We start from the raw sequence: 19613 nt of genomic DNA, 5'->3' as shown, positions 1-19613 counted from the left end.
ATCAAATTTTTGCCTTCTTCGAATTCGCCGCGTTTGAGTCTTGCGATCTTGCTTTTGAGGCTCGGCAACGTGCCGACTAACCGCGCGCGCTGCGCACGCTCTCGGCCCAGCGCAGCACCTCGGCCACCGCCTCGAAAAATTCCGCGGTGATGAAATCCTCGATCTCGATGTTTTCGTGCAGGCCGCGCGCGAGCGGCACGTTCTGCATGATCGGCACGCCGGCCTCCTCGGCTTCCTTGCGGATCAGCTCGGCCTCGTAATCCTCGCCTTTCGCCGCGACGATCGGCAGATCGGTTTCGCCGGGCTCGTAGATCAGGGCGACGGCGATATGGGTCGGATTGGTCACGACCACGCTCGACTTGCGCACCGCGGCCAGCATATTGCGCTGCGCCCATTCCTGATGCAGTTGGCGGCGGCGGCCCTTGATGTACGGATCGCCTTCGGTGTCCTTGAGCTCCTGGCGGATATCGCGCCGGCTCATGCGCAGTTTGCGCACGTAGGCGAAGCGCTGGTAGAACGCATCGACCGCGGAAACGAAGAAGAAGATGAAGGCGACCCAGATGCCGATGCGCAGCATGCCCTGCCAGTGCGCCGCAGCGACGGCCGCGGGCTGGCCGAACGGCAGCATGAGGAACTGATTCATCATCGAGAACACGACCCAGACGAGGATGCCGAACAGCGCGCCCGTCTTCACGATCGACTTGACCAGCTCGACCAGATTTTCCTGCGAGAAGATTTTCTTCACGCCTTCGGCCGGATTCAAACGCGACACCATGGGCTTCAAGCGCTGAAAGGCCATGATCGGCCCGACCTGGAGGAACTCGACCAGCACGCCGACGCCGCATGCGGCGAGCAAGAGTGGCGCGCAAATCCACAACAAGGTGCTCAGCGCTTCGATGAAGGTGGCGTGCAGGGCCATGTCCGTGGGCCGGCTCACCGCGGAGAAGACCTGCGCGAACAAGGCCTGCAGGCGCGCGACGACGTAGGGCATCAACAGCCAGAACATCAGCAGCCACGCGAGCACGAGCACCGTGGAGGTCAGCTCCCGGCTCTTGTGCACGTCGCCTTCCTTGCGCGCATCCTTGATGCGCTTGGCGGTCGGCTTTTCGGTCTTGTCGCCGCCGTCGTTCTTTTGCTTGCTCATGGCATCCGCCGCAGCCCGCTCGGCCGTATTCTAGACATGCTCCGGGTTAAGAATTTGCCGCGCCGGCGCGCAGCGGGCATCTAGGGTCGGTCCTAGGTGTCTCCAATCTGTAAAACGCCTAGAATCGTCGCCGTGAAAATCCAGGCCGACAATCTGCATCTGCAAGCCCTGCTGCACGCCAACGATGCGGCGAGCCTGGATGCGCTTGCGCGCGAGATTCCCGCGCTGGCCGAACAGGCCTCGACCGGCCGCGACGGCGCCGGCCACCGCGATCCGGGCGAAGACGTGCTCGCGCTCGATGCGTGGAACGGCGCATCGTCGCGCGATCTTGCCGCGACCTTGCCGGCATCGCCGACGACCTTCGACGCGGCCGGCCTGGACAGCCTCGCCGAATACATTCTGGCGCCGCTCGCCTGAGCGCGTTGCCATGAGCGCGGGCCCGTTCGATGCGGCAAGTCTGCGCGGCACCGCAGCGCGTCTGGCCGCCGCGCTGATCCACAACGACAACGCAGAATTCCGCCTCGCCCTGCTGAAGCGCGTCGCACGCCGCCTCGGCGACGACGACGGCTATCCGGCGTTTCTCAAGCTGATCCTGATCGTCGCCGAATCCGATTCCGACGAAGCCAAGCGCGCGGTCGCCGCGACCTTCGCGACCGCGCTCAAGCGGGCCGATCTGCCGGCCGGCCAGCTCACTTCGTGGGGCGCGGGCCGGCTGCGTCCGGCGGCGCTGCCGTCCGGCGTGAGTCTCGACAGCAGCTTCTTCGGCGCCGCGCCGAAGCGCGCGTTCGGGCCGATCGAATACCTGACCGCATGGTCGTGCCAGCGTACCCAGCGCGGCATGCTGAGCGACGAGACCTACGCCGGTGCGCTCGAACGCCTCGTCAGCCTCGTCGATTTCGACGCCGAAGCCGCCCGCCTCTACCCGGACAAGCTCGAAGCCGACACGCGCAGCGAACTCGAAGGCGCCTATACGCGCGCAACGCGCCAGCGCCTGACCGCGATCGCCACGGCGTGGAAGAGCAAGCAAACGCCCGAACGCGTCGCCGCCGCGGCGATTTCCGCTCCGAGCGATGTGGCGCCGCCGCCGTTCCCGCACGGCTGGCTGATCCGCGACCTCTAGGCATCGGGTTTTCCCTAGGTAGGGAACGCCCTAGTTACGCCTCCGCGACCGCATCGGTAACTTACTTCGCCAGCTAGCGGTGGAATTCAGTCGCCCCCCGCTGCAACCAGATCTTCCAGTGCGGCGAACGTCTACATACTTTGAAGGAGCAGTGCTATGAGTATCGGTGGCGGTGGCGGTCTATTCGGCGAAATCGGCAGCATCATCGGCGGCGTGATCGGCGGTCCGATCGGTTCCATGATCGGCCAGATGCTCGGTCAGCTCGTTTCCCAGGTGGCGAACGAAGCCATTCAACAGGCCGGCCAGCAAATGCAGCTCGGCCAGCAGGCGATCAGCGACGCGCAGCAGTCCTTCAACGATGCCTATAACGGCAGCTCGGGTCCGCTCGGCGGCGGTCAGAGCACGAACGATCTGCTCAAGGAGATCATCGATATGCTGCAGCAGAACGGTGGCGGCAGTGGCGGCGGCAGCGGCGGTTCTTCCGCAGCCGATGTCGGCAACCTGCAACGTCAGGTCGACGATCTGAGCAACCAGTTCCAGCAGTTCTTCCAGCAGGCGATGAAGGACCTCAAGGACATCCAGGACAGCCAGGACAACGGCACCGGCAACAGCAAGGCCAGCGGCAAGGCCGGCCTCAGCGGCGGCGGCGACTGGTTCAGCGCCCTGGCGCGTGCGCTCGGCAAGGGCCTGCAGTCCGAGGCCGACGCGGTCAAAGATCTGTCCGACAAGCTCTGCGACGCGGCCCAGCAGCATTCGCAGGATGTCATGGACACCAGCGACAGCGGCAAGGCGCAGGCGTCCGCGGACCAGGACAAGATCATGGAACTGCAGACTCAGCTGACCGCCGAGTCGATGCGCCTGAGCTACATGACCAACGGCATCCACAGCGCGATCACGCAGATCGGCCAGTCGTTGTCCAACCTCGGCCAGACGCACTGATAGGTAACAACCTCTTAACCCGAAACGAGCCAAGATTGCCCCCGCAGGGGCAATCTTGGTTTTTTCGCTCATGACGATGCCCAAACTCCAAGTCCGCAGAGTCGCATCGCGTCTGCCCGGCCTAAGTCTCGCCGCGGCGGCGCTGTTCGCGCCCTTGCAATACGCGGCGGCGCAGATCACGGTCGCCGGGCCGATGAATTTCGACCTGATGTCCAGCCATCTGCAAGCCGTGCAGATGCAGTCGTCGATCATCTCGACCAGCCGCATCCTGCAGCAGCAGAACGACTATCACAAATCCACGCTGCGCCCGTCGCGCGCACTGCCGTCGCGCGCCGGCGCAGGCTACGCGACGGCGCCGCCGCCGGTCGCCTCCGCCGCCGCGCCCGTGTTGCTGATCGGGCACGACCCGGGCGTGTCGAAAGAAATGCGCGGCGAGGTGTACTCGAACATCGCCAACGCCGCGGGCGCCGACACCGCGCGCAAGATCGACCAGACTCTCGGCGACATCCAGGGAACCTTCGCGCGCGCGGTCTCGCCGTACGGTTTGCACAACGACGATTTCGCCGACGTGATGGCCGCCTATCTCGTCGTGATGTGGATGTCGGCGAACGAGCGCACGGCGTTGCCTCCGGTCTCCAACGTGCAGGCGGTGCGTGCGCAAATGCACCAGCTCTATGCGACAGGCAACGCGCAGCCGCCGGCCGATTCGCACCACCGGCAACTGGTCGCCGAGGCGCTGATGTACGAGACCTGCCTGGCGATCGGCACGCGCGAAAGCGGCAATGTGCAGGCGATCCGCAATCTGGCCGACACGAGTCAACGCAAGCTCGCGCGAAGCGGTTTCGACATGCGCCATCTCGCCTTGACCGACGCGGGCCTGATCGCGAACTCGCGCTGACGGGCTCGCCCGCATGGACTTGTCCGATGACTTTCCCGGTGCGCTGCTGCTGCGCAGCCGCCGCCTGTCGTTGCGCGGCCTGCGCTACGGCGACATCAACACCGTGCAGGCCTTGAACGGCGATCCGCGCGTCGCGCGCTGGCTGCTCGAACCGTGCCATCAGGGATTCTTTCAAGTTGCCGCGATGATCGCGGAATCCAACCGCCTCTATCGCGAGCGGCCCGGACTCGGCGTCTGGCACGCGAGCGACGACGCAGGCCGCTTCGTCGGACTGTATTCGCTTATGCCGATCGAAGGCTCCGACGAGATCGAGATCGGCGCGCGGCTGCGCGCCGAATTCTGGGGCCACCTGTATTCGGTCGAAGGCGCGCGCGCGCTGTGCGTGCATGCGTTCGACACGCTGCGCCTGCCGCGCCTCGTCGGCTTCTGCGATGCGAACAATACCGCCGTACCGTCGATCTTCCGCCGCCTCGGCTTCCATGCCGTCGGCGACGTCGTGCATTTCGGCAAACCGGCGCGCAAGTTCGTGCTCGAAGCCGCGAGCCGGCGCTCCCTCGCCGCCCAGTCTACGGACAGGTCAAGCCTGCCGGCTGCGTCAACCGCGTAAGCGCCATGGTTCCGCTGCCGTAGCCGGCGACGCCGGAAGAATAATTGACCGTCGCGTGATTGCAGTCGGTGAAGCGGATGGTCTCGTTGCCCCAGTTCACCGCCTGCGTCATCGATGCGTTGTAGTTCGGCGGAAACAAGCCTCCCGGGCCCGTTCGCTGCGCCGCCGCCAAGGTCGCGGTATCGCCGCTGTAAGTACCTTGGGCGACGATCCACGTCGGCCCGCCGCTCGGTGCGAAGACGAACCACGATGCAAAGAAGCGGTTGTTCGGCAGCACTTCGAGCATCCAGCCGTGTCCGCTCTGATTCGGGTCGTACCAGCTGCCGGTCATGCCCGGGCCGATCTGCACGACGCCGTTCTGCGCGACGTTGACGTAGGCGTCGCCGCAATACTGATCCGAGGTGTTGCAATTGGCGAAATGCTCTTCGAGCACGAGCACGTAAGAGTTGTACGAAGGATCGCCCGGCGGCGTGTACTGCAGATGCAGATTCATGTCGTCGAAGGATTGATTCGGACCCAGCGTATCGGCGCCGCCCGACACATCGCGCGTATAAATCTGCGCGGTCTTGTAGCCGGAAATATTCGGGCTGTTGCCGGTCGCCGCGGACTGCACCGCCCACAGCTCGACGCGCAGCGAACCTGACGACGCCGTGCCCGAGTTGTAGATGCTCTTGATCGACACGTCGGCGCTGCCGGAATTGATCGCCAGCGTTACAGCGCCTTGAAAGTCGATACGCGAATCGAGGATCGCCACGGCGCCCGCTTCGAACGGAACGGCCGCGGCACAGAGAAACACGATGCCGGCAAGCGACGAGGCGCGAAAGCCGGGTCGATTGCCAAGATGCTTGCGCTCAATATTCATGACGGAAATCTCGTTTTTCTGCACGATGCGGACGGCAAAAATCTGTGCCGCGACAGGAACATAGGCTTGCCTCGCAGATGCCGCAACCTAGGGAAAACCCCAGGCGTATTTGCGCGCGCGAAGAGTAAGATCGAACCGGTAATGCTGTAGTGAGGCCGAGTCATGGGCGCCAATCCTGTCGGTAATGCCGGTCAATCCTGGCACGCACTGCAACCGCATCCGGATTCAGCGGACGCGGACGCAGCGAGCGCGCAGCACGCGTCCAATTCGCCGCATGCGCAAGTGCAGGACAGTGCGCACGACGACAACGCACCCTCGCCCGCCGCCGATCACGCGTCGCCGTCCACCGACAACGCGCCGCAGAATCCAGCGTCGGGCCAAAGCGGATCGACGCACATCGTCGATCACTCGAAACCGGCCGACGCAAACAAGCCGTCCGATCCGAACGCGCCGACGGATTCCGGCAACAAAGTCGACAATCAGGGAAGCCAGGACGGACAGACGCGCACGGGACAAGCGTCGGGCAACTCGCAGGGCGGTCAGGACAGCGTCACGCTCAAACCGCAGGGAGCACAAGGAAGTACCGATCCGCAAGCGAACAGTACCGGCGGCGCCGACGGCGGCAAGCTCGACGGAAAAAACAGCGGTTGGGGCGACGGCATCGGCGGCGGCCAGAACAAGGGCGGCTTCGACTACGGCAACAACACTAGGATCGGCGACGCGAACGGCTACGGCAGTCAGCGCAGCGACGGACAGGGTCTGCTCGACGTCGTCGGCAACACCCTCAACTCGGTCGGCAATACACTCGGTTCGCTGCTCTCGCGCGGCGCGGCCGACAATGTCTACGGCGGGAGCAACCTCTCGTTCGTCAACACGTATTCCGCGCAAGATTCTTTTTATGACGGCGGCGCCGGCCAGGCCCATTCCGAAGGACCGCTCTCGTTTATAGGCGATGCGGTCGGCGGCGCGGTGCACGACATCGGCGAAGCCGCGGCGTCCCTGCTCGACGGCCGCTCGGGCAATCGCGTCGATCCGTCCAATCTCAGCGACAAATCGTTCAACGACTGGGCCGGCAGCAAGAGCGATGCGAATGCATCTGCACGCGTGGGCAACGGCCAGGCCGGAAAAAATGCGGCGGAAACTAATAATTCCGCGCAGAGCCGCGGGGCCGACCCGAACGCAAACGTGGCGCATGCCGACGAAGAAGAATCGATCGGGCGTTCCGCCGGCAGCGACGAGGAAGCCGAAGCGAGCCTGCTCGGCACGGACAAATCCACTCCCTCGACCAATCTGCGCTTTGCCGACGTCGAAGAAGAAGCGGCGCCGATCGCACTCGGCGAGGAAGAAACCGAACTCGATGCGCTCGGACGCAACGCGGTCTCGACCGCGGCGACGAGCGTGGACGGCAAGCTCGCCGACGCCCTCAAGCAAATGGCGGAGCCGGCGCAGGAAGACGGCCCTTCCCTGCTGAACCTGCAGCTCAAACCCGGACAGGCGCAGACCGAAGCGGCGAAAGGCGGCAGCGTCGCGGAAGACGCGCAGGCCGAAGAGGCTGCATCGCTGCGGCAGAGTTTCGCCGCGCGCTCGCTCGACATCGCCGCAACCCTGCGCAACGCGGGCCTCGGCGAAAACGCGCTGCGCTCGAGTACGAGCGAGCAGATGCAGAATCAGCCTATGCAGAACGCCAACTATGTCGGCGAAGGACGCCAGGTCGCGCCCGACGCGAACAAGTCGCTGGTCGGCACGGTCGAACGCGTCGATGCGGTGGCGGCGAACTCGAATATCGAACACGACGAGATGAACCAGAACGAGCATCTCGACAATCAACAAATCTTGCTGCAGCAATTCACTCCGGCGCTGGTCGGCATATCCGCCTTGATCAGCAGCGCCATCGGCGGAACCACCATGCTCGTCAGCCCCGGCGGCAGCGCGGCGCCGTTCCTGCTCGGCGTCTCCGCCCTGCTGTTCGGCATGGGCGCGTGGCGCAGCGCGGGCACCGCACGTGCGCAGCTCGCGCAGGACAAGACCTGGGCGGAAATGCTCGGCGATCCCGGTGCGCGGCTGTCGCTCGTCGCGGCCGGTGCGAACGGGATCGGCGCGCTCGGCAGCGTCGGCCTTTCTTTGCTCGCGCTGGTCTGAACCCGCCGGGCGGCGAAATTCGATCGCCGCGCGAATTCCTTGCCAACGGCGTTACAGCGACGTGCAGTTGTGCCGCTCGGCAGCGCGCTTCACTTCGCGCCGATGGTCTTGTCGACCACGCTCTGCGCTTCTTCCTGGATGCGCTTGAGATGAGCCTCGTCGACGAAACTCTCGGCGTAGATTTTGTAGATGTCTTCCGTCCCCGACGGGCGCGCGGCAAACCAGCCGTTCGCCGCGACGACTTTGATTCCGCCGAGCCGCGCGTTGTTGCCCGGCGCGCGGTCGAGGATCTGTTCGACCTTTTCGCCGGCCAGCTCGCTGACGGTGATTTGATCCGCGCTGAGCTGCGACAGCTTTTTCTTCTGCTCCGCGGTGGCGCGCGCGTCGGTGCGGCTCGACAGCGGCTCTCCGTATTTCTTCACCAAATCGCGATAGTAGTCGCCGGGATCGCGGCCGCTTTTCGCGGTGATCTCCGCGGCGAGCAGCGCGGCGGCGATGCCGTCCTTGTCCGTTGTCCACACGCTGCCGTCCGCACGATTAAAAGTGGCACCCGCGCTCTCTTCGCCGCCGAAGCCGAGCGAGCCTTGCAGCAAGCCGTCGACGAACCACTTCAATCCGACCGGGGTTTCGTACACATGGCGGCCGAGCCCCTGCGCGACGCGATCGATCAGCGCGCTCGACACGGCCGTTTTGCCCACGCCGGCATCGCGTTGCCATAGCACGCGGTTGCGGAACAGATAGTCGATCATCACCGCGAGATAGTGATTCGACGGCATCAGCCCGGCGCCCGGCGCGACGACGCCGTGGCGGTCGTGATCGGTGTCGCAGGCAAAAGCGACATCGAATTTCTGCGCCAGCCCGATCAGCCGCTGCATGGCGAACTTGGACGACGGGTCCATGCGGATGCGGTCGTCCCAGTCCAAGGTCATGAAGCGAAACGTCGGATCGACCGTGGTGTTCACCACGTCGAGAGCGAATCCGTAAGTCTCGGCGATGCGCGGCCAATAATGCACGCCGGCACCGCCGAGCGGATCGACACCGAGCTTGAGCGCGGCGCCGCGAATGGCATCGAAGTCGATCACGTTGCCGAGATCGCCGACATAGCTGCCGAGGAAATCGTGCTCGTGCGTCGTCGCGGCGGCGCGTGCGCGCGCAAACGGCATGCGTTTGACTTCCGTGTTGCCGATTCCGATCAGGCGGTTCGCTTCCTTCTCGATCCAGCCGGTAACGTCGACGTCGGCCGGCCCACCGTTCGGCGGGTTGTACTTGAAGCCGCCGTCTTCCGGCGGATTGTGCGAAGGCGTGATGACGATGCCGTCGGCGAGGCCCGACGAGCGTCCGCGATTGTGCGTGAGGATCGAATGCGATACCGCGGGCGTCGGCGTGTATTCGTTGCCCGCCGCGATCATCGTGTCCACGCCATTCGCGGCGAGAACTTCGAGCGCCGTGGCAAACGCCGGCTCCGACAACGCATGCGTATCGAAGCCGAGGAACAACGGGCCGTCGATGCCGTTCGCTTTTCGATAAGCGCAGACCGCCTGGCTGATCGCGGCGACGTGCATGTCGTTGAAGCTGCACTGCCGGCTCGATCCGCGGTGTCCCGAGGTTCCGAAAGCGACGCGCTGTGCGGCAACGCCCGGATCCGGTTTTTCCACGAAATACGCCGTCACCAGACGCGGAATGTTTTCGAGAAGAGACTCGGGAGGAAGCTGGCCCGGATGTGCTGTCATCGCCCTACCTTCTTGTAGAAACTCGGAGAAAACTCGCATACCTGCGCCGCAGAGGCAACCCGCCGCCACTCAAGCCGATGCCGCGCCACGCGCATGCGCTCGACGCTTGTTGCCCGATATGCGCTGCCGCTGCAGCAGTTTTTGTACGCTGCGTTCGCTTGCGGACAAGGATCGCAAACCGATCGCCTTGCCGTTCGCCGGCATGTACAAATCGCCTTTTTCATATGCCAGAAGAATGCCTGGGTGAATATAGGATTTTCTGCAGATGGCCGCGGTATTGCCGAGGCGCTTGGCCACGTACTCGACCGCTTCGCCCATGCGGCGCGCGCGGTCCGCCGGCGCGGCGTCCGCTTGACCTGCGAGATATTGCGCGGCGAGCACGGTCGCCGCCCAGGTGCGGAAATCCTTGGCGCTGAACATCTCGCCGAGCGACGCGTGCAGATAGGCATTCACGTCGTTGGAGTCGATGCGTTCGACACCACCTTCGTCGTTGCGGTATTGGAAAAGGTACTGGCCGGGCAATTCCTGACAACGCCGCATGATGCGCGCCAGACGCGGATCGGCAAGGCGCACAGTGTGGAAGCGCCCACTCTTGCCGCGAAATTTGAACTCGATCTTCCTGCCGAAGATCTCCACATGCCGGTTGCGCAGCGTGGTCAGCCCGTAGGAGCCGTTGCTGCGCGTGTATTGCTCGTTGCCGATGCGGATCAGCGAGTGCTGCAGAAGAAGCACGACGGCGGCGATGACCTTATCGCGACAAAGACCGGGACGAAGCAAGTCCGCCGCGATCTGGCGGCGCAGTTTCGGCAGTCCCTGCGAGAACGCCGCCAGCCGGTCGAACTTGGCCGCGTCGCGCACTTTGCGCCAATCGGCGTGATAGCGGTATTGCTTGCGCCCTTTGGCGTCACGCCCCGTCGCCTGCAGATGGCCGCTGTCCTTGCGGCAAATCCACACGTCCACGTAAGCCGGCGGGATCGCGAGCTTGCGAATCCGGCGCAGGACGGCGGGGCTTTTCACCTCGCCACGCGCGCCGAAATAAACGAAGCGCCCACGCCGCCGCTGCCGGCGCAGGCCGGGCTCGTCGTCGCTCACATAAACCAGGCGCACGGCGTCAGCGTCCGGCCGGCGGCAGCGGTTCGACCGATAGGTTGGCGCGATCTACGGCGATGGCGAGCAGAGACGGTCTCCTGAGCCACCGTGATGGTGAACGGCACGCTCGCCGTTCTCATCGCGGTAGTGGGGAATGCGGACGCGCATCTGCAGATCGCTGCCGTCGTCCGCATCGGCATCGTCGATACCGTCGCGATTCCAGGCCTCGACCAAGCGCTTGCGCAATTCACGCCAATGAACTTCCTCTCGATCACGTGTGCTCATGATGTGCCTCGTCGCGAAAAGGATCGCTTCGACTCCCATCAATTTGTATGCCAACCCGAAGTTGGCCGAAGATCGCAACAATGTCCGCGCCTGCCGAGGGCGAACCGAGCAGTTTGCACGACTGCAAAAATTGCACCATGCAAATTGCCGAGGCAGGCAGCGATGACGAGAGAGATGCGCATGAACGCGACGACGCGAAGCACTGCTGCGCCGCGTTGGAATCGGCCTTGCGAATCCGTCAGCTTGCAACTGGCATGAATCTGGAATTGGTCGTTCGTGCTCGAGGCTACACTTTGCTGCGAACAAGGCTTATCCGGAAGAGTTCGAGGACCGCATCATGAAAGCGCTGCAGAAGGCCGCGGCTTCGAAAGCCGATACGAAGCGCCGGAAGCCTGCCACATCCGCAGCACCCGCGCAGCGACGTGCTGAAAAGGCGCCCAAGAACGTGGTATCGATGAAAGTCGCGATCACTCATCCGGACCGCATCGTCTATCCGGCGATGGAAATCACGAAGTCCGAGGTCGCCGAATACTATGCCGCCGTAGCGCCGTGGCTGTTGCGCGAAGCAATGCGACGACCGCTTTCGATCGTGCGCTGCCCGGGTGAAATCGAGAAAGCCTGCTTCTTCCAGAAACACGAGGAGTCGTCTCTCGGCGACGCGGTGCACAGCGCCAAAATCAAGGAGAAGAACCGCAAGACGGCACGTTATCTCTACATCGATTCGCCGCGCGGCCTCGTCCAGCTTGCGCAGATGAATGCCATCGAATTGCACGTTTGGGGCGCGACGATCGACGATCCGGATCATTGCGACCGCCTGGTCTTCGATCTCGACCCGGGTGCGGGCGTCGCCTGGAAGCGCATCGCCGCCGCGGCAAGAGACGTGCGTGCTGCGCTGAAAAAAACGCAGCTGCAATCCTGGCTGCGCGTTTCAGGCGGCAAGGGCCTGCACGTCGTCGTGCCGCTGCGGCCGGCCGCCGAATGGAACGCAGCGCATGCGTTCGCCGAGATGCTAGCGCGCACTCTCGCGGCGCAATCACCGCAGAACTACGTCGCCGTGGCCGGCGAGAAGAACCGCGAGAACCGGATCTTCATCGATTACCTGCGCAACGCGCGCGGCGCGACGAGCATCGCCAACTATTCCTTGCGCGCGCGCGACCATGCCGGCGTCGCCCTGCCGATCGGCTGGGAAGAGCTGCGGCGGATCTCTTCTGCCGATGCGTTCACCTTGCACGATGTGCCCGGTCTGCTCAAACGTCGGCGCCGCGACCCGTGGCAGGACATCGGCAAGATCGAACAGGCGCTGCCTGCGCAACCGTCATGAGAAAAAATCGCGCAAGCTGTGCAACTCTGCGTCGTGGCGATGAGGGGCGCACCCCTCATCGCCGCTCACTATTGATTAGTGCTTGCCATTGCCATGCTGGCTGGCGTATTCGCGCGACGCCTCTTCATCGGCGTGGCGGGCCTGATGCCCATGTCCCGTCGCCATATGAGCGTGATGATCGCCCTTCTGCTGGTCGCCGTTCTTGTAGTGCTTCGCGGCTTCCTGGTGATGCTTTGCGGCTTGGCTATGATGCTCGGCGGCCTTGGCATGATGCTCGGCATGCGAGCCCGACGAGGACTTTGGCGCAGACTGGTGGTTCTGGTTCATGGATTGCTCCTGATTGCAGAGGAAAGAACATCGAAAAATTCGATGTACTCTGGTCGGGAGCATCAATCGTGCCATTACGATTTGACGCCAATCGAAGCACATCGGGGCATGCAAAATGCGCGTCCGCGGCGCTCGCATCGGGCGAATTGCCTGCGGCCCACCGCGACCGCGACGTCGGAAATCGACAGCACGATGCGGTCCGCGCAATGCGAAGCGATATCGACTTCACTCTTATGAGAAGTGCCATCGCCGAGCGCTCACAAGGTAGTATCGATGGCGTCGAAGTTCCGGGAGATTGAAATGACGGCCCCAACGCATTTCGAGAACGGGCCCGCGCCGATGGACATGGCCGTGTTTCTGCGCGACCTCGTTCACGAACTGGCGAATCCTCTCAACTCGCTGTCGATGAACGTGGAGATTCTGCAGACGCTCATTCAACGCAACAGCGAACCGCGCGCCGGCGACGCCATCGAACGTCTGCGCCAGGATCAACTGCGCCTGGAGCATCTGCTACGAAGCCTGCGCACCTACGCGACAGCGCTGGCGCAACCCTCGCGCGCGACCATCGATCTGCACGAGCTGATCGAAGAAGCACAGGCGGCGACGCACGATGAAGAAGCGCCCGCGGTTGCGGTCGTCGTCACGAATGAAGAATCTCGCCTGTCCATCGCCCGCACCGCGGGCGTGTGCGCGATTGCTGCGATCTTGCGCAACGCGGCAGAAGCCGGCGCTTCGCAGGTGACGGTCGCCGTGGAATCCGCGGCGGGAAAGACGCGTCTGATCTTCGACGACGACGGACCCGGCATCGACGACCGCGCCCAGGCTCGCGTTCTCGATGCGTTCTTTACCTCGCAGCGCGACGATGCGCATTTCGGACTCGGACTGACCGCGGCCCGTGCGGTGGCGCGCGCGCACGGCGGCGACATCGAAATCCGCAAGAGCCCGAACGGCGGTGCGCGCATCGTGTTCGCGATCCGCGACTCCGCAGAATCCTCATTGGCGTAGATTGAACGGCACACGCACGGGGAGTCCGCCGAAACGTCATGCCCGCAATAGGATGCAGACTATGCGCAAGCTGATCTCTCCCGCGATCTCCAACCGCCATCGAACGCTCGGCATCATCATGCTCGGCGCCGTAGCCCTGGTCACTCTCGCCAACGCCGTATGGGGTTTGCGCAATATTGAATCCCTCGTCGCTGCGCACGAAGCGATGGAGCACGCGCACCAGACCGGCGATGCAATCGACGAATTGCTCTCGACCCTGCAGGACGCCGAGACCGGCCAGCGCGGCTACCTGCTGGCGGACGATGCACGATATCTCGAACCCTATCACCGCGCCATGCAACGCCTGCCCGAACGCATGGCGTGGCTGCGCGAACAACTTCGCGACGAACCCGAGCAGCAAGCACGGCTCGACGATCTCGAGAAGATCATCCGTGAGAAAAATGCCGAACTCGCGCAGAGCCTGCAACTGGTCGACGCCGGCCAGCGCGAGGCGGCGGTCGCGTTGCTGAAAACCGGTCGCGGCCTGAACCTCATGCAGAGCGCGCGCGACAAAGTCGCGGCGATGCGCAAAGCGGAGATCGAGCTGCGTGCGCAGCGCACCGGACGCGCTCAAAACGTCGAGGCACTCGCTCAATTTGCCAGCGTGTTCGGCGCCGTGATCGGCATCGCCCTGATCTTCGCCGTGGCTTTCCTGTTGCGGCGCGATCTGAATTTGCGCGCCGACGCGGCACGCCATCTGCGCGCCCAACGCGATTGGCTGCATACGACCTTGCACAGTATCGGCGATGCCGTCGTCGTCACCGACGAAACCGGCCGCATCGTCCTGCTCAATCCGGTCGCCGAAAACCTTCTCGGACGGCCCGCCGCGGAAGTCGTCGGTTTGCCGATAGCCGACGTTTTCGATCTCGTCGACGAAACCAGCGGGGAACCGATCCGCGATCCGGTTACGCTTTCGCTGAGCGATGCGCGCAAGGTTCCGCCGCGCGGTGCGGCCGTGCTGCGCACCCCGAGCGGCGCCGAGCATGCGATCGAAGACAGCGCCGCGCTGAGCATCGATGCACATGGCGCGATCCAGGGCGCGATCATGGTGTTTCGCGACGTGACCGAGCGCCGGCGCGCCGAACTCGCCCTGCATACGGCGACCGACGCGCTGGCCCGGCGCAACAGCAGCGCGCTCGCCAACGAACGTATCCTCGAAACGATTCTCGAGAATGCGCCGATCGGCATCTTCATGACCGGACCGGCACCGGATTTCCGCATCGTCGCCATGAGCCGCGTGACGCGCGAATGGATCGGCGATCAGACCAACCACGTGCCGGCCGACGCCGCGTATCACAAGATTCTGCCCGACGGCAGCTTCCCCGCGCCCGGACAGTTGCCGTTGCATCGGGCGATGCGCGCCGGCATCGCGGTGCACGGCGAAACCTGGATCATCTCACGCCAGAACGGCGCGCCGCTGCGCGTGCTCGTGGACGTGGCCCCGATCCGCGACGAGAACCACAACATCGTCGGCGCGGTGCATTGCTGGATGGATCTGTCGGAACGCGAACGCCTCGACCGCGCCCTGCGCATCACCGAAACGCGCCTCGGCGTCCTGCTTCATTCGAATGTCATCGGTCTCATTCTGAATTTCCGCCGCGACGGCACCGTCGTCGACTGCAATTCCGCACTGCTCGACATGCTGGGCATCTCACGCAGAGACCTGAAGAACGGCAACGTCAACTTGCTCGACCTGACGCCCCACGAGTTCCGCGGGAAAGACGAGAAAATATTCCGCCGGCTCGATCGCGATGTGTTCTGCCAGCCGTTCGAGAAGGAGCTGCTGCGCAAGGACACCGGGGAGCGCATCTCCGTCGTGGTCGGCTATGCCGCGATCGCGGGCAGCAAGGACGAATACGTCGGCTTCGTCCTCGACGTCACCGAACGCAAGGAATTGGAATACCGCCTGCGCCAGCGCACCGAAGACTTGCTGATCGCCGATCGGCGCAAGGATCACTTCCTTGCCATGCTCGCGCATGAGCTGCGCAATCCGCTCGGATCGCTGCGCAACAGCGTCTATCTGCTTGAAGCGCGCGCCGGCGACCGATCGAAGCACGACGCGCTGCCGGCAATGCGCCGCCAGCTCGACCATCTGGTCCGCATGGTCGACGACCTGCTCGACGTCGCGCGCATCAGTCAGGACAAGATCACACTCAAAAAGGAGGTGGTCGATCTGCGCGACGTGATGCAGGCGGCAGTTGAAATCGTATCGCCGCAGATCGAGACGAGCGCGCATCGCCTGCACATGCGCAAGGACGTCGAGCCGCACTATGTCATGGGTGATCACATACGCCTCGTGCAGATGGTGGCGAATGTTCTGCACAACGCCGCCAAATACACGCCGGTCGGCGGAGAGATTCGCGTCAGCCTGGACCGCGCCGACGGCAACGCGATCGTGACCGTGCGCGACAACGGCCAGGGCATTGCCGCCGATTTGCTGCCGCATATTTTCGACGCCTTCATCCAGGCCGATCAGTCGCTGGCCCGCACCGCAGGGGGCCTCGGCGTCGGTCTCGCGGTGGTGCGCAAGTTGACCGAGTTGCATGGCGGAAAAGTCCAAGCGCGCAGCGGCGGTCTCAACCAGGGAAGCGAATTCGAAATGCGCCTGCCTTTGATCGAAACCACCGAAATGCCGAAGGAGCAGCCCGCGAACGAAAACGATGTGACAAAGACTCGACGTGCATGGCGTGTGCTCGTCGTCGACGACAACGCCGATCTCGCCGCGAGCACTTCCGCGCTGCTCGAATTGTGGGGGCATCGGACGCAGGCAGCGCACAGCGGCAAGGCAGCGCTCGAAGTCATGACGGAATTCCTGCCGGATCTGATCCTGCTCGACATCGGCCTGCCCGGCCTCGATGGATTCGAAGTCGCCAAGATCATCCGCGCCGGGCCGGAAAACGCGGCGATCCGCCTGATCGCGATTTCCGGCTACGGTCAGCCGGTCGATCGCGAGCGCGCGAAGCAGGCTGGCTTCGATCATTACCTGGTCAAACCGTTGCGGCCGAGCGTATTGCGCAGCCTCGTCGAGAACGATGCTCCGCCGACCTGAGGGTCTGCTCGCATTGCGATCTGCATGTTCTGCGGCAAGTCCGCGGGCGATTCGCACGCTTTTTCTCGTGCGCGGAGCACGTGTGGCGTGAATTCACCGTTGGCATTCGGCACGCACGTCGCCGAGGAGAATATCCGCACTCACGCTACAGAAAACGATACCGTTGCCGCCGCAGGCCATGGCGAATAGCACACGCAGCCCGTATTGCAGATGCGGCCCGAAATAAAGCAAACCGTCGGAGGTTTCCGCGAAGGTGCTGACCCAGGAGAAAGCCGGCCCGATCTTCAGCCAAGGCAAGCGCTTGTGCAGCTTACCGAGCAGGGTGTGCACACCGACAAAATTGATCAGACGGACCGATCCATGCCGATCACATGACCGACGCTGATAGCCGGCAGGTAAGGTATGGCCTCTTTCGGCCACATTGAGACAGTCGGACCTGTCAATTGTGGGCCGCGAAGCGGCCGTTGTGTTCAGATGACCCGACAGCTCTCGGCGGCGAGCGCCATAACGCTTGAGCTAAGCGGCCGCTGCCGCGAGGAGCGGCAGGATACCGCAACCCGTCTCAGCGGTCCGATTGAACGAATAGTTAGCTGGCATTGCGTCGCGCCCGGGCCTGCTGACGAAAGGCCATAGAGCGTTCACGGAGGCCCATGACGTCTGCGGCTCTTTTCAAATTGCGCCAAAATGCCGAATCGACAGGAGTGTGCTTTGCAAGGTCCTCCAGAGTGCTAAGCGCGAGCTCAAGCTCATTGTGTTCAATGTATTCCTCGTAAAGGGCAAAGCCATCGGCCGCCGAAAGTTGCTTCGCCGCCTCGGAGAGAAGCGTTCGCGTGATTTTCCACCGCTTGAGGAGTCGCTCGTCTATCACCGTGACAGCTACCGCTCCGGTTCAGCGGCGGCCCGCGCAGCGGACCGTCCGCTGCACCTGATTGTTATGTGATAGGTCCTCATTTCTGTACCTGGGATAACCTGTATTTCACCATCTTAACGACCAGCGCCTTTGGAATCGGTTTGCTCAATGGGAATTGAATGGATCCCTTGGCGAGCTTGTACCCTGTAAGCTGATCCGCGAATGCGTCGATCACGTCCGGGCTAGGATAGAAGCCGACATGCTGGGCATATCCCGCGATCATGATCTGTTTGTCGCGCTTGCCGCCAACGACCAAGGCAAACGCCGGGATGTTGTAGTTCATCAGTTCGGAAACGCCGGGCGCGGCCTTCCAAATGCATGAGCGCAGTTCTTCAAGCGCACGCTGCGTATCCGGAGGTCGAGTAGCGATGTATACATCCACTTCCTTTGACTTATTCACTGCTTTACCCATCGCTGCCCCCCGTGATGAATCACATAACGCTTGAGCTAAGCGGTCGCTGCCGCAGGGAGTATCAGAATACCGCAACCCGTCACAGCGGTCCCCTTGGGCGAATAGTTAGGTTGCACCTACGAATTGCCTAGGACCAGGACAACGACGACAGCTTTAAGCCAGAAGTGAGCCAACATTGCAGCGCTTCGGCTGCCTGCGCGCGCCCGACGACCTGCGATGGCAACACCTCGAATAGCTCATTGTCCTCGTCTTGAAATTGAATGGATGGCCCAACGAATGATGCTCTCAGAGGATCTGATGCGTAGTGTTCTCGATGTTCGTCGAGACGGACGAAGGCGAGGTCTTCGTTATACCAAACATAAAAATTTCCGTAGTCCACGTGGTCGACGATGTGCGCTATGAAGATTGCGCAACGGCGGGCGGCAAGACTTGAACCAAAGCGAGTTGCCGCATCGCGAGTAGGAAATGTGTGTCGCTGCTCAGCGGGCACGGCGGAAAAATCTGTGACTACAAATTCGTACATTGGTCCGATGTGCAACCTAACTTGTTTTAACAGGTTTTTCTAGTTAACCAGATTGGCTCTCCGCAGAATCAATAGCTTACAAGGTAGTGACGGGCTGTCATACGCTTGTTTTGTCACAATCCTATGCTGAACGGCATAGGCTATGCGTCCCGGTACGCCACCGCCACTACGAGCCACGCGCCTGCTCGATCAGGTGCGCGAAAGGGTTCGCTACCATCACTATAGCCTCAGCACCGAACGGATCTACGTTCTCTGGATCCGCACCTACATCCGCTTCCATCGGCTGCGCCACCCGCGCGACATGGGTCAGCCGGAGGTGGAGAGGTTTCTCTCGTATCTGGCCAACGAACGCCGCGTATCGGCTTCCACCCACAAGCAAGCACTTGCAGCACTCCTCTTTCTCTACAAGCGGGTGCTGAATATCGAGCTGCCGTGGATGCAGGAGATCGGCTGTCCGCATACCCCGCAACGGCTACCGGTCGTCCTGAGTCCCAGGCTGTTTCATGTCGCTTCTGGTGTGCAACAACTCCTCTTTCGGCTGCTATACGGAACGGGCATGCGCAAAATGGAGTGCCTACAACTGCGCGTCAAGGATATCGACTTCGATCGGTGCCTCATCGTCATTCGTGAGGCGAAAGGCAACAAGGATCGGATTATGATGTTGCCGTCGGCGATGGAAGATCCCCCGCGTCGCCAGCTGGCCTACGCCAAGTCCCTATGGACCAGGGGCCGCGAAATGCGGCGCCCCGGTGTAGAGACGCCTCTATCTATCAAACACAAGTATCCCAGGGCCGGAGAAAGCTGGGCGTGGTTCTGGGCGTTTCCTGCCGACCACGAATCTCTTGATCCGAGGTGCGGCGTATATCGTCTGCATCACTTATACGAAGGAACCCTGGGAGCCGCGATCAAGCGCACGGCTCAAGCGAATATCGCCAAGACCTTTGGGGCGCATACGTTGAGGCATTCCTTTGCCACCCACTTGCTGGAGCGAGGCCAAGATATCCGCACGATCCAGGAGTTGCTAGGGCATCGCCACATGGATACGACCATGATCTACACGCATGTGGTCAACCGCGCATTGGAGGTTCGGAGCCCATTGGACGATCTGATTTCGTGAACCACTGCGCATGAAGCGATCGACCTCTTGCGAGAGTTTTCGTGAGACTGCTGCCGAAGAGCGGTCATTCGCGACTGACGGCTTCGGGTCGCGAGCC

General features: G+C 62.9%; 20 protein-coding genes. 11 read left to right on the top strand and 9 right to left on the bottom strand.

Annotated elements, in window-relative coordinates:
- Positions 1–76: 76 nt before the first annotated feature.
- Positions 77–1144, bottom strand: coding sequence for a type III secretion system export apparatus subunit SctU (gene sctU, locus FFS30_RS17825; RefSeq protein WP_137914549.1), 1068 nt, complete (start codon positions 1142–1144; stop codon positions 77–79).
- Between the two features lie 132 nt (positions 1145–1276).
- Here sctU and FFS30_RS17820 point away from each other — a divergent pair, with 132 nt between their 5' ends.
- From FFS30_RS17820 to FFS30_RS17800, 5 genes are all read left to right on the top strand, one after another.
- Entirely contained in the window at positions 1277–1561 is a 285-nt protein-coding gene (locus FFS30_RS17820; protein WP_137914548.1) for a hypothetical protein, read from the top strand.
- Between the two features lie 10 nt (positions 1562–1571).
- The gene (locus tag FFS30_RS17815) at positions 1572–2264 is read left to right on the top strand and encodes a hypothetical protein (protein ID WP_137914547.1); all 693 of its coding nucleotides are present in this window, start codon (positions 1572–1574) and stop codon (positions 2262–2264) included.
- Between the two features lie 156 nt (positions 2265–2420).
- Positions 2421–3203 (top strand): hypothetical protein, encoded by a 783-nt coding sequence (locus FFS30_RS17810; protein WP_137914546.1) that lies wholly within the window; start codon positions 2421–2423, stop codon positions 3201–3203.
- Between the two features lie 76 nt (positions 3204–3279).
- Positions 3280–4101 (top strand): hypothetical protein, encoded by an 822-nt coding sequence (locus FFS30_RS17805; protein ID WP_212742514.1) that lies wholly within the window; start codon positions 3280–3282, stop codon positions 4099–4101.
- A 13-nt stretch (positions 4102–4114) separates the two neighbouring features.
- A complete protein-coding gene (locus FFS30_RS17800) occupies positions 4115–4708 on the top strand; it encodes a GNAT family N-acetyltransferase (RefSeq protein ID WP_137914544.1) in 594 nt (197 codons plus the stop codon).
- Here the strand turns inward: FFS30_RS17800 and FFS30_RS17795 are convergent.
- Positions 4668–5570 (bottom strand): hypothetical protein, encoded by a 903-nt coding sequence (locus FFS30_RS17795; protein ID WP_137914543.1) that lies wholly within the window; start codon positions 5568–5570, stop codon positions 4668–4670. The two genes, FFS30_RS17800 and FFS30_RS17795, sit on opposite strands and share 41 nt — an antisense overlap.
- A gap of 162 nt (positions 5571–5732) precedes the next feature.
- On the opposite strand from FFS30_RS17795, the gene FFS30_RS17790 reads away from it, so the two are divergent.
- Complete coding sequence (locus tag FFS30_RS17790; RefSeq protein WP_137914542.1) at positions 5733–7709, top strand: hypothetical protein; 1977 nt, start codon at positions 5733–5735, stop codon at positions 7707–7709.
- Positions 7710–7798: 89 nt separating this feature from the next.
- Here the strand turns inward: FFS30_RS17790 and pgm are convergent, their stop codons facing one another.
- The 3 genes from pgm to FFS30_RS17775 form a co-directional block, all read right to left on the bottom strand.
- The gene (gene pgm, locus FFS30_RS17785; protein WP_137914541.1) at positions 7799–9439 is read right to left on the bottom strand and encodes a phosphoglucomutase (alpha-D-glucose-1,6-bisphosphate-dependent); all 1641 of its coding nucleotides are present in this window, start codon (positions 9437–9439) and stop codon (positions 7799–7801) included.
- Between the two features lie 69 nt (positions 9440–9508).
- Complete coding sequence (locus FFS30_RS17780) at positions 9509–10546, bottom strand: DNA topoisomerase IB (RefSeq protein ID WP_171014707.1); 1038 nt, start codon at positions 10544–10546, stop codon at positions 9509–9511.
- 51 nt (positions 10547–10597) lie between these two features.
- Positions 10598–10813, bottom strand: a complete 216-nt coding sequence (locus FFS30_RS17775; protein WP_137914539.1) for a hypothetical protein — start codon at positions 10811–10813, stop codon at positions 10598–10600.
- Between the two features lie 454 nt (positions 10814–11267).
- Here FFS30_RS17775 and ligD point away from each other — a divergent pair, with 454 nt between their 5' ends.
- Positions 11268–12134: a non-homologous end-joining DNA ligase gene (ligD, locus tag FFS30_RS17770; protein WP_137914538.1), complete on the top strand. Its 867-nt coding sequence runs from the start codon at positions 11268–11270 to the stop codon at positions 12132–12134.
- 75 nt (positions 12135–12209) lie between these two features.
- Here ligD and FFS30_RS17765 read toward each other — a convergent pair whose 3' ends face one another.
- Entirely contained in the window at positions 12210–12461 is a 252-nt protein-coding gene (locus tag FFS30_RS17765) for a hypothetical protein (protein WP_137914537.1), read from the bottom strand.
- A gap of 300 nt (positions 12462–12761) precedes the next feature.
- Between FFS30_RS17765 and FFS30_RS17760 the strand changes: the two genes are divergently transcribed.
- Both FFS30_RS17760 and FFS30_RS17755 read left to right on the top strand, forming a co-directional pair.
- Positions 12762–13466 carry a HAMP domain-containing sensor histidine kinase gene (locus FFS30_RS17760; RefSeq protein WP_171014706.1) on the top strand — a complete coding sequence of 235 codons (705 nt, stop codon included), beginning with the start codon at positions 12762–12764 and terminating at the stop codon, positions 13464–13466.
- 61 nt (positions 13467–13527) lie between these two features.
- Complete coding sequence (locus FFS30_RS17755; protein WP_171014705.1) at positions 13528–16554, top strand: CHASE3 domain-containing protein; 3027 nt, start codon at positions 13528–13530, stop codon at positions 16552–16554.
- A 93-nt stretch (positions 16555–16647) separates the two neighbouring features.
- On the opposite strand, the gene FFS30_RS17750 is transcribed toward FFS30_RS17755, so the two are convergent.
- A complete protein-coding gene (locus FFS30_RS17750; RefSeq protein ID WP_137914534.1) occupies positions 16648–16884 on the bottom strand; it encodes a hypothetical protein in 237 nt (78 codons plus the stop codon).
- A gap of 373 nt (positions 16885–17257) precedes the next feature.
- Between FFS30_RS17750 and FFS30_RS17745 the strand changes: the two genes are divergently transcribed.
- Positions 17258–17494: a hypothetical protein gene (locus FFS30_RS17745; RefSeq protein ID WP_137914533.1), complete on the top strand. Its 237-nt coding sequence runs from the start codon at positions 17258–17260 to the stop codon at positions 17492–17494.
- Positions 17495–17501: 7 nt separating this feature from the next.
- On the opposite strand, the gene FFS30_RS17740 is transcribed toward FFS30_RS17745, so the two are convergent.
- Both FFS30_RS17740 and FFS30_RS17735 read right to left on the bottom strand, forming a co-directional pair.
- Complete coding sequence (locus tag FFS30_RS17740; RefSeq protein ID WP_171014704.1) at positions 17502–17876, bottom strand: DUF1801 domain-containing protein; 375 nt, start codon at positions 17874–17876, stop codon at positions 17502–17504.
- A gap of 127 nt (positions 17877–18003) precedes the next feature.
- Positions 18004–18399, bottom strand: a complete 396-nt coding sequence (locus FFS30_RS17735; protein ID WP_137914532.1) for a hypothetical protein — start codon at positions 18397–18399, stop codon at positions 18004–18006.
- 142 nt (positions 18400–18541) lie between these two features.
- Here FFS30_RS17735 and FFS30_RS17730 point away from each other — a divergent pair, with 142 nt between their 5' ends.
- A complete protein-coding gene (locus FFS30_RS17730; RefSeq protein ID WP_137914531.1) occupies positions 18542–19516 on the top strand; it encodes an integron integrase in 975 nt (324 codons plus the stop codon).
- The last annotated feature ends 97 nt before the right edge of the window (positions 19517–19613 follow it).

The organism is Rudaea sp. 3F27F6, from assembly GCF_005503555.1.
Taxonomy (GTDB): domain Bacteria; phylum Pseudomonadota; class Gammaproteobacteria; order Xanthomonadales; family Rhodanobacteraceae; genus Rudaea.
Note: the sequence above shows the minus strand (reverse complement) of the source record. Positions and strands in the feature narration are given on the sequence as shown.

What these genes read in the sequence shown, in the direction of transcription:
- sctU (WP_137914549.1), bottom strand. Translation starts at nt 1,144, where the DNA reads ATGAGCAAGCAAAAGAACGACGGCGGCGACAAGACCGAAAAGCCGACC.
- FFS30_RS17815 (WP_137914547.1), top strand. Translation starts at nt 1,572, where the DNA reads ATGAGCGCGGGCCCGTTCGATGCGGCAAGTCTGCGCGGCACCGCAGCG.
- FFS30_RS17810 (WP_137914546.1), top strand. Translation starts at nt 2,421, where the DNA reads ATGAGTATCGGTGGCGGTGGCGGTCTATTCGGCGAAATCGGCAGCATC.
- FFS30_RS17805 (WP_212742514.1), top strand. Translation starts at nt 3,280, where the DNA reads ATGCCCAAACTCCAAGTCCGCAGAGTCGCATCGCGTCTGCCCGGCCTA.
- FFS30_RS17800 (WP_137914544.1), top strand. Translation starts at nt 4,115, where the DNA reads ATGGACTTGTCCGATGACTTTCCCGGTGCGCTGCTGCTGCGCAGCCGC.
- FFS30_RS17795 (WP_137914543.1), bottom strand. Translation starts at nt 5,570, where the DNA reads ATGAATATTGAGCGCAAGCATCTTGGCAATCGACCCGGCTTTCGCGCC.
- FFS30_RS17790 (WP_137914542.1), top strand. Translation starts at nt 5,733, where the DNA reads ATGGGCGCCAATCCTGTCGGTAATGCCGGTCAATCCTGGCACGCACTG.
- pgm (WP_137914541.1), bottom strand. Translation starts at nt 9,439, where the DNA reads ATGACAGCACATCCGGGCCAGCTTCCTCCCGAGTCTCTTCTCGAAAAC.
- FFS30_RS17775 (WP_137914539.1), bottom strand. Translation starts at nt 10,813, where the DNA reads ATGAGCACACGTGATCGAGAGGAAGTTCATTGGCGTGAATTGCGCAAG.
- ligD (WP_137914538.1), top strand. Translation starts at nt 11,268, where the DNA reads ATGAAAGTCGCGATCACTCATCCGGACCGCATCGTCTATCCGGCGATG.
- FFS30_RS17765 (WP_137914537.1), bottom strand. Translation starts at nt 12,461, where the DNA reads ATGAACCAGAACCACCAGTCTGCGCCAAAGTCCTCGTCGGGCTCGCAT.
- FFS30_RS17760 (WP_171014706.1), top strand. Translation starts at nt 12,762, where the DNA reads ATGACGGCCCCAACGCATTTCGAGAACGGGCCCGCGCCGATGGACATG.
- FFS30_RS17755 (WP_171014705.1), top strand. Translation starts at nt 13,528, where the DNA reads ATGCGCAAGCTGATCTCTCCCGCGATCTCCAACCGCCATCGAACGCTC.
- FFS30_RS17740 (WP_171014704.1), bottom strand. Translation starts at nt 17,876, where the DNA reads ATGGGTAAAGCAGTGAATAAGTCAAAGGAAGTGGATGTATACATCGCT.
- FFS30_RS17735 (WP_137914532.1), bottom strand. Translation starts at nt 18,399, where the DNA reads ATGTACGAATTTGTAGTCACAGATTTTTCCGCCGTGCCCGCTGAGCAG.
- FFS30_RS17730 (WP_137914531.1), top strand. Translation starts at nt 18,542, where the DNA reads ATGCGTCCCGGTACGCCACCGCCACTACGAGCCACGCGCCTGCTCGAT.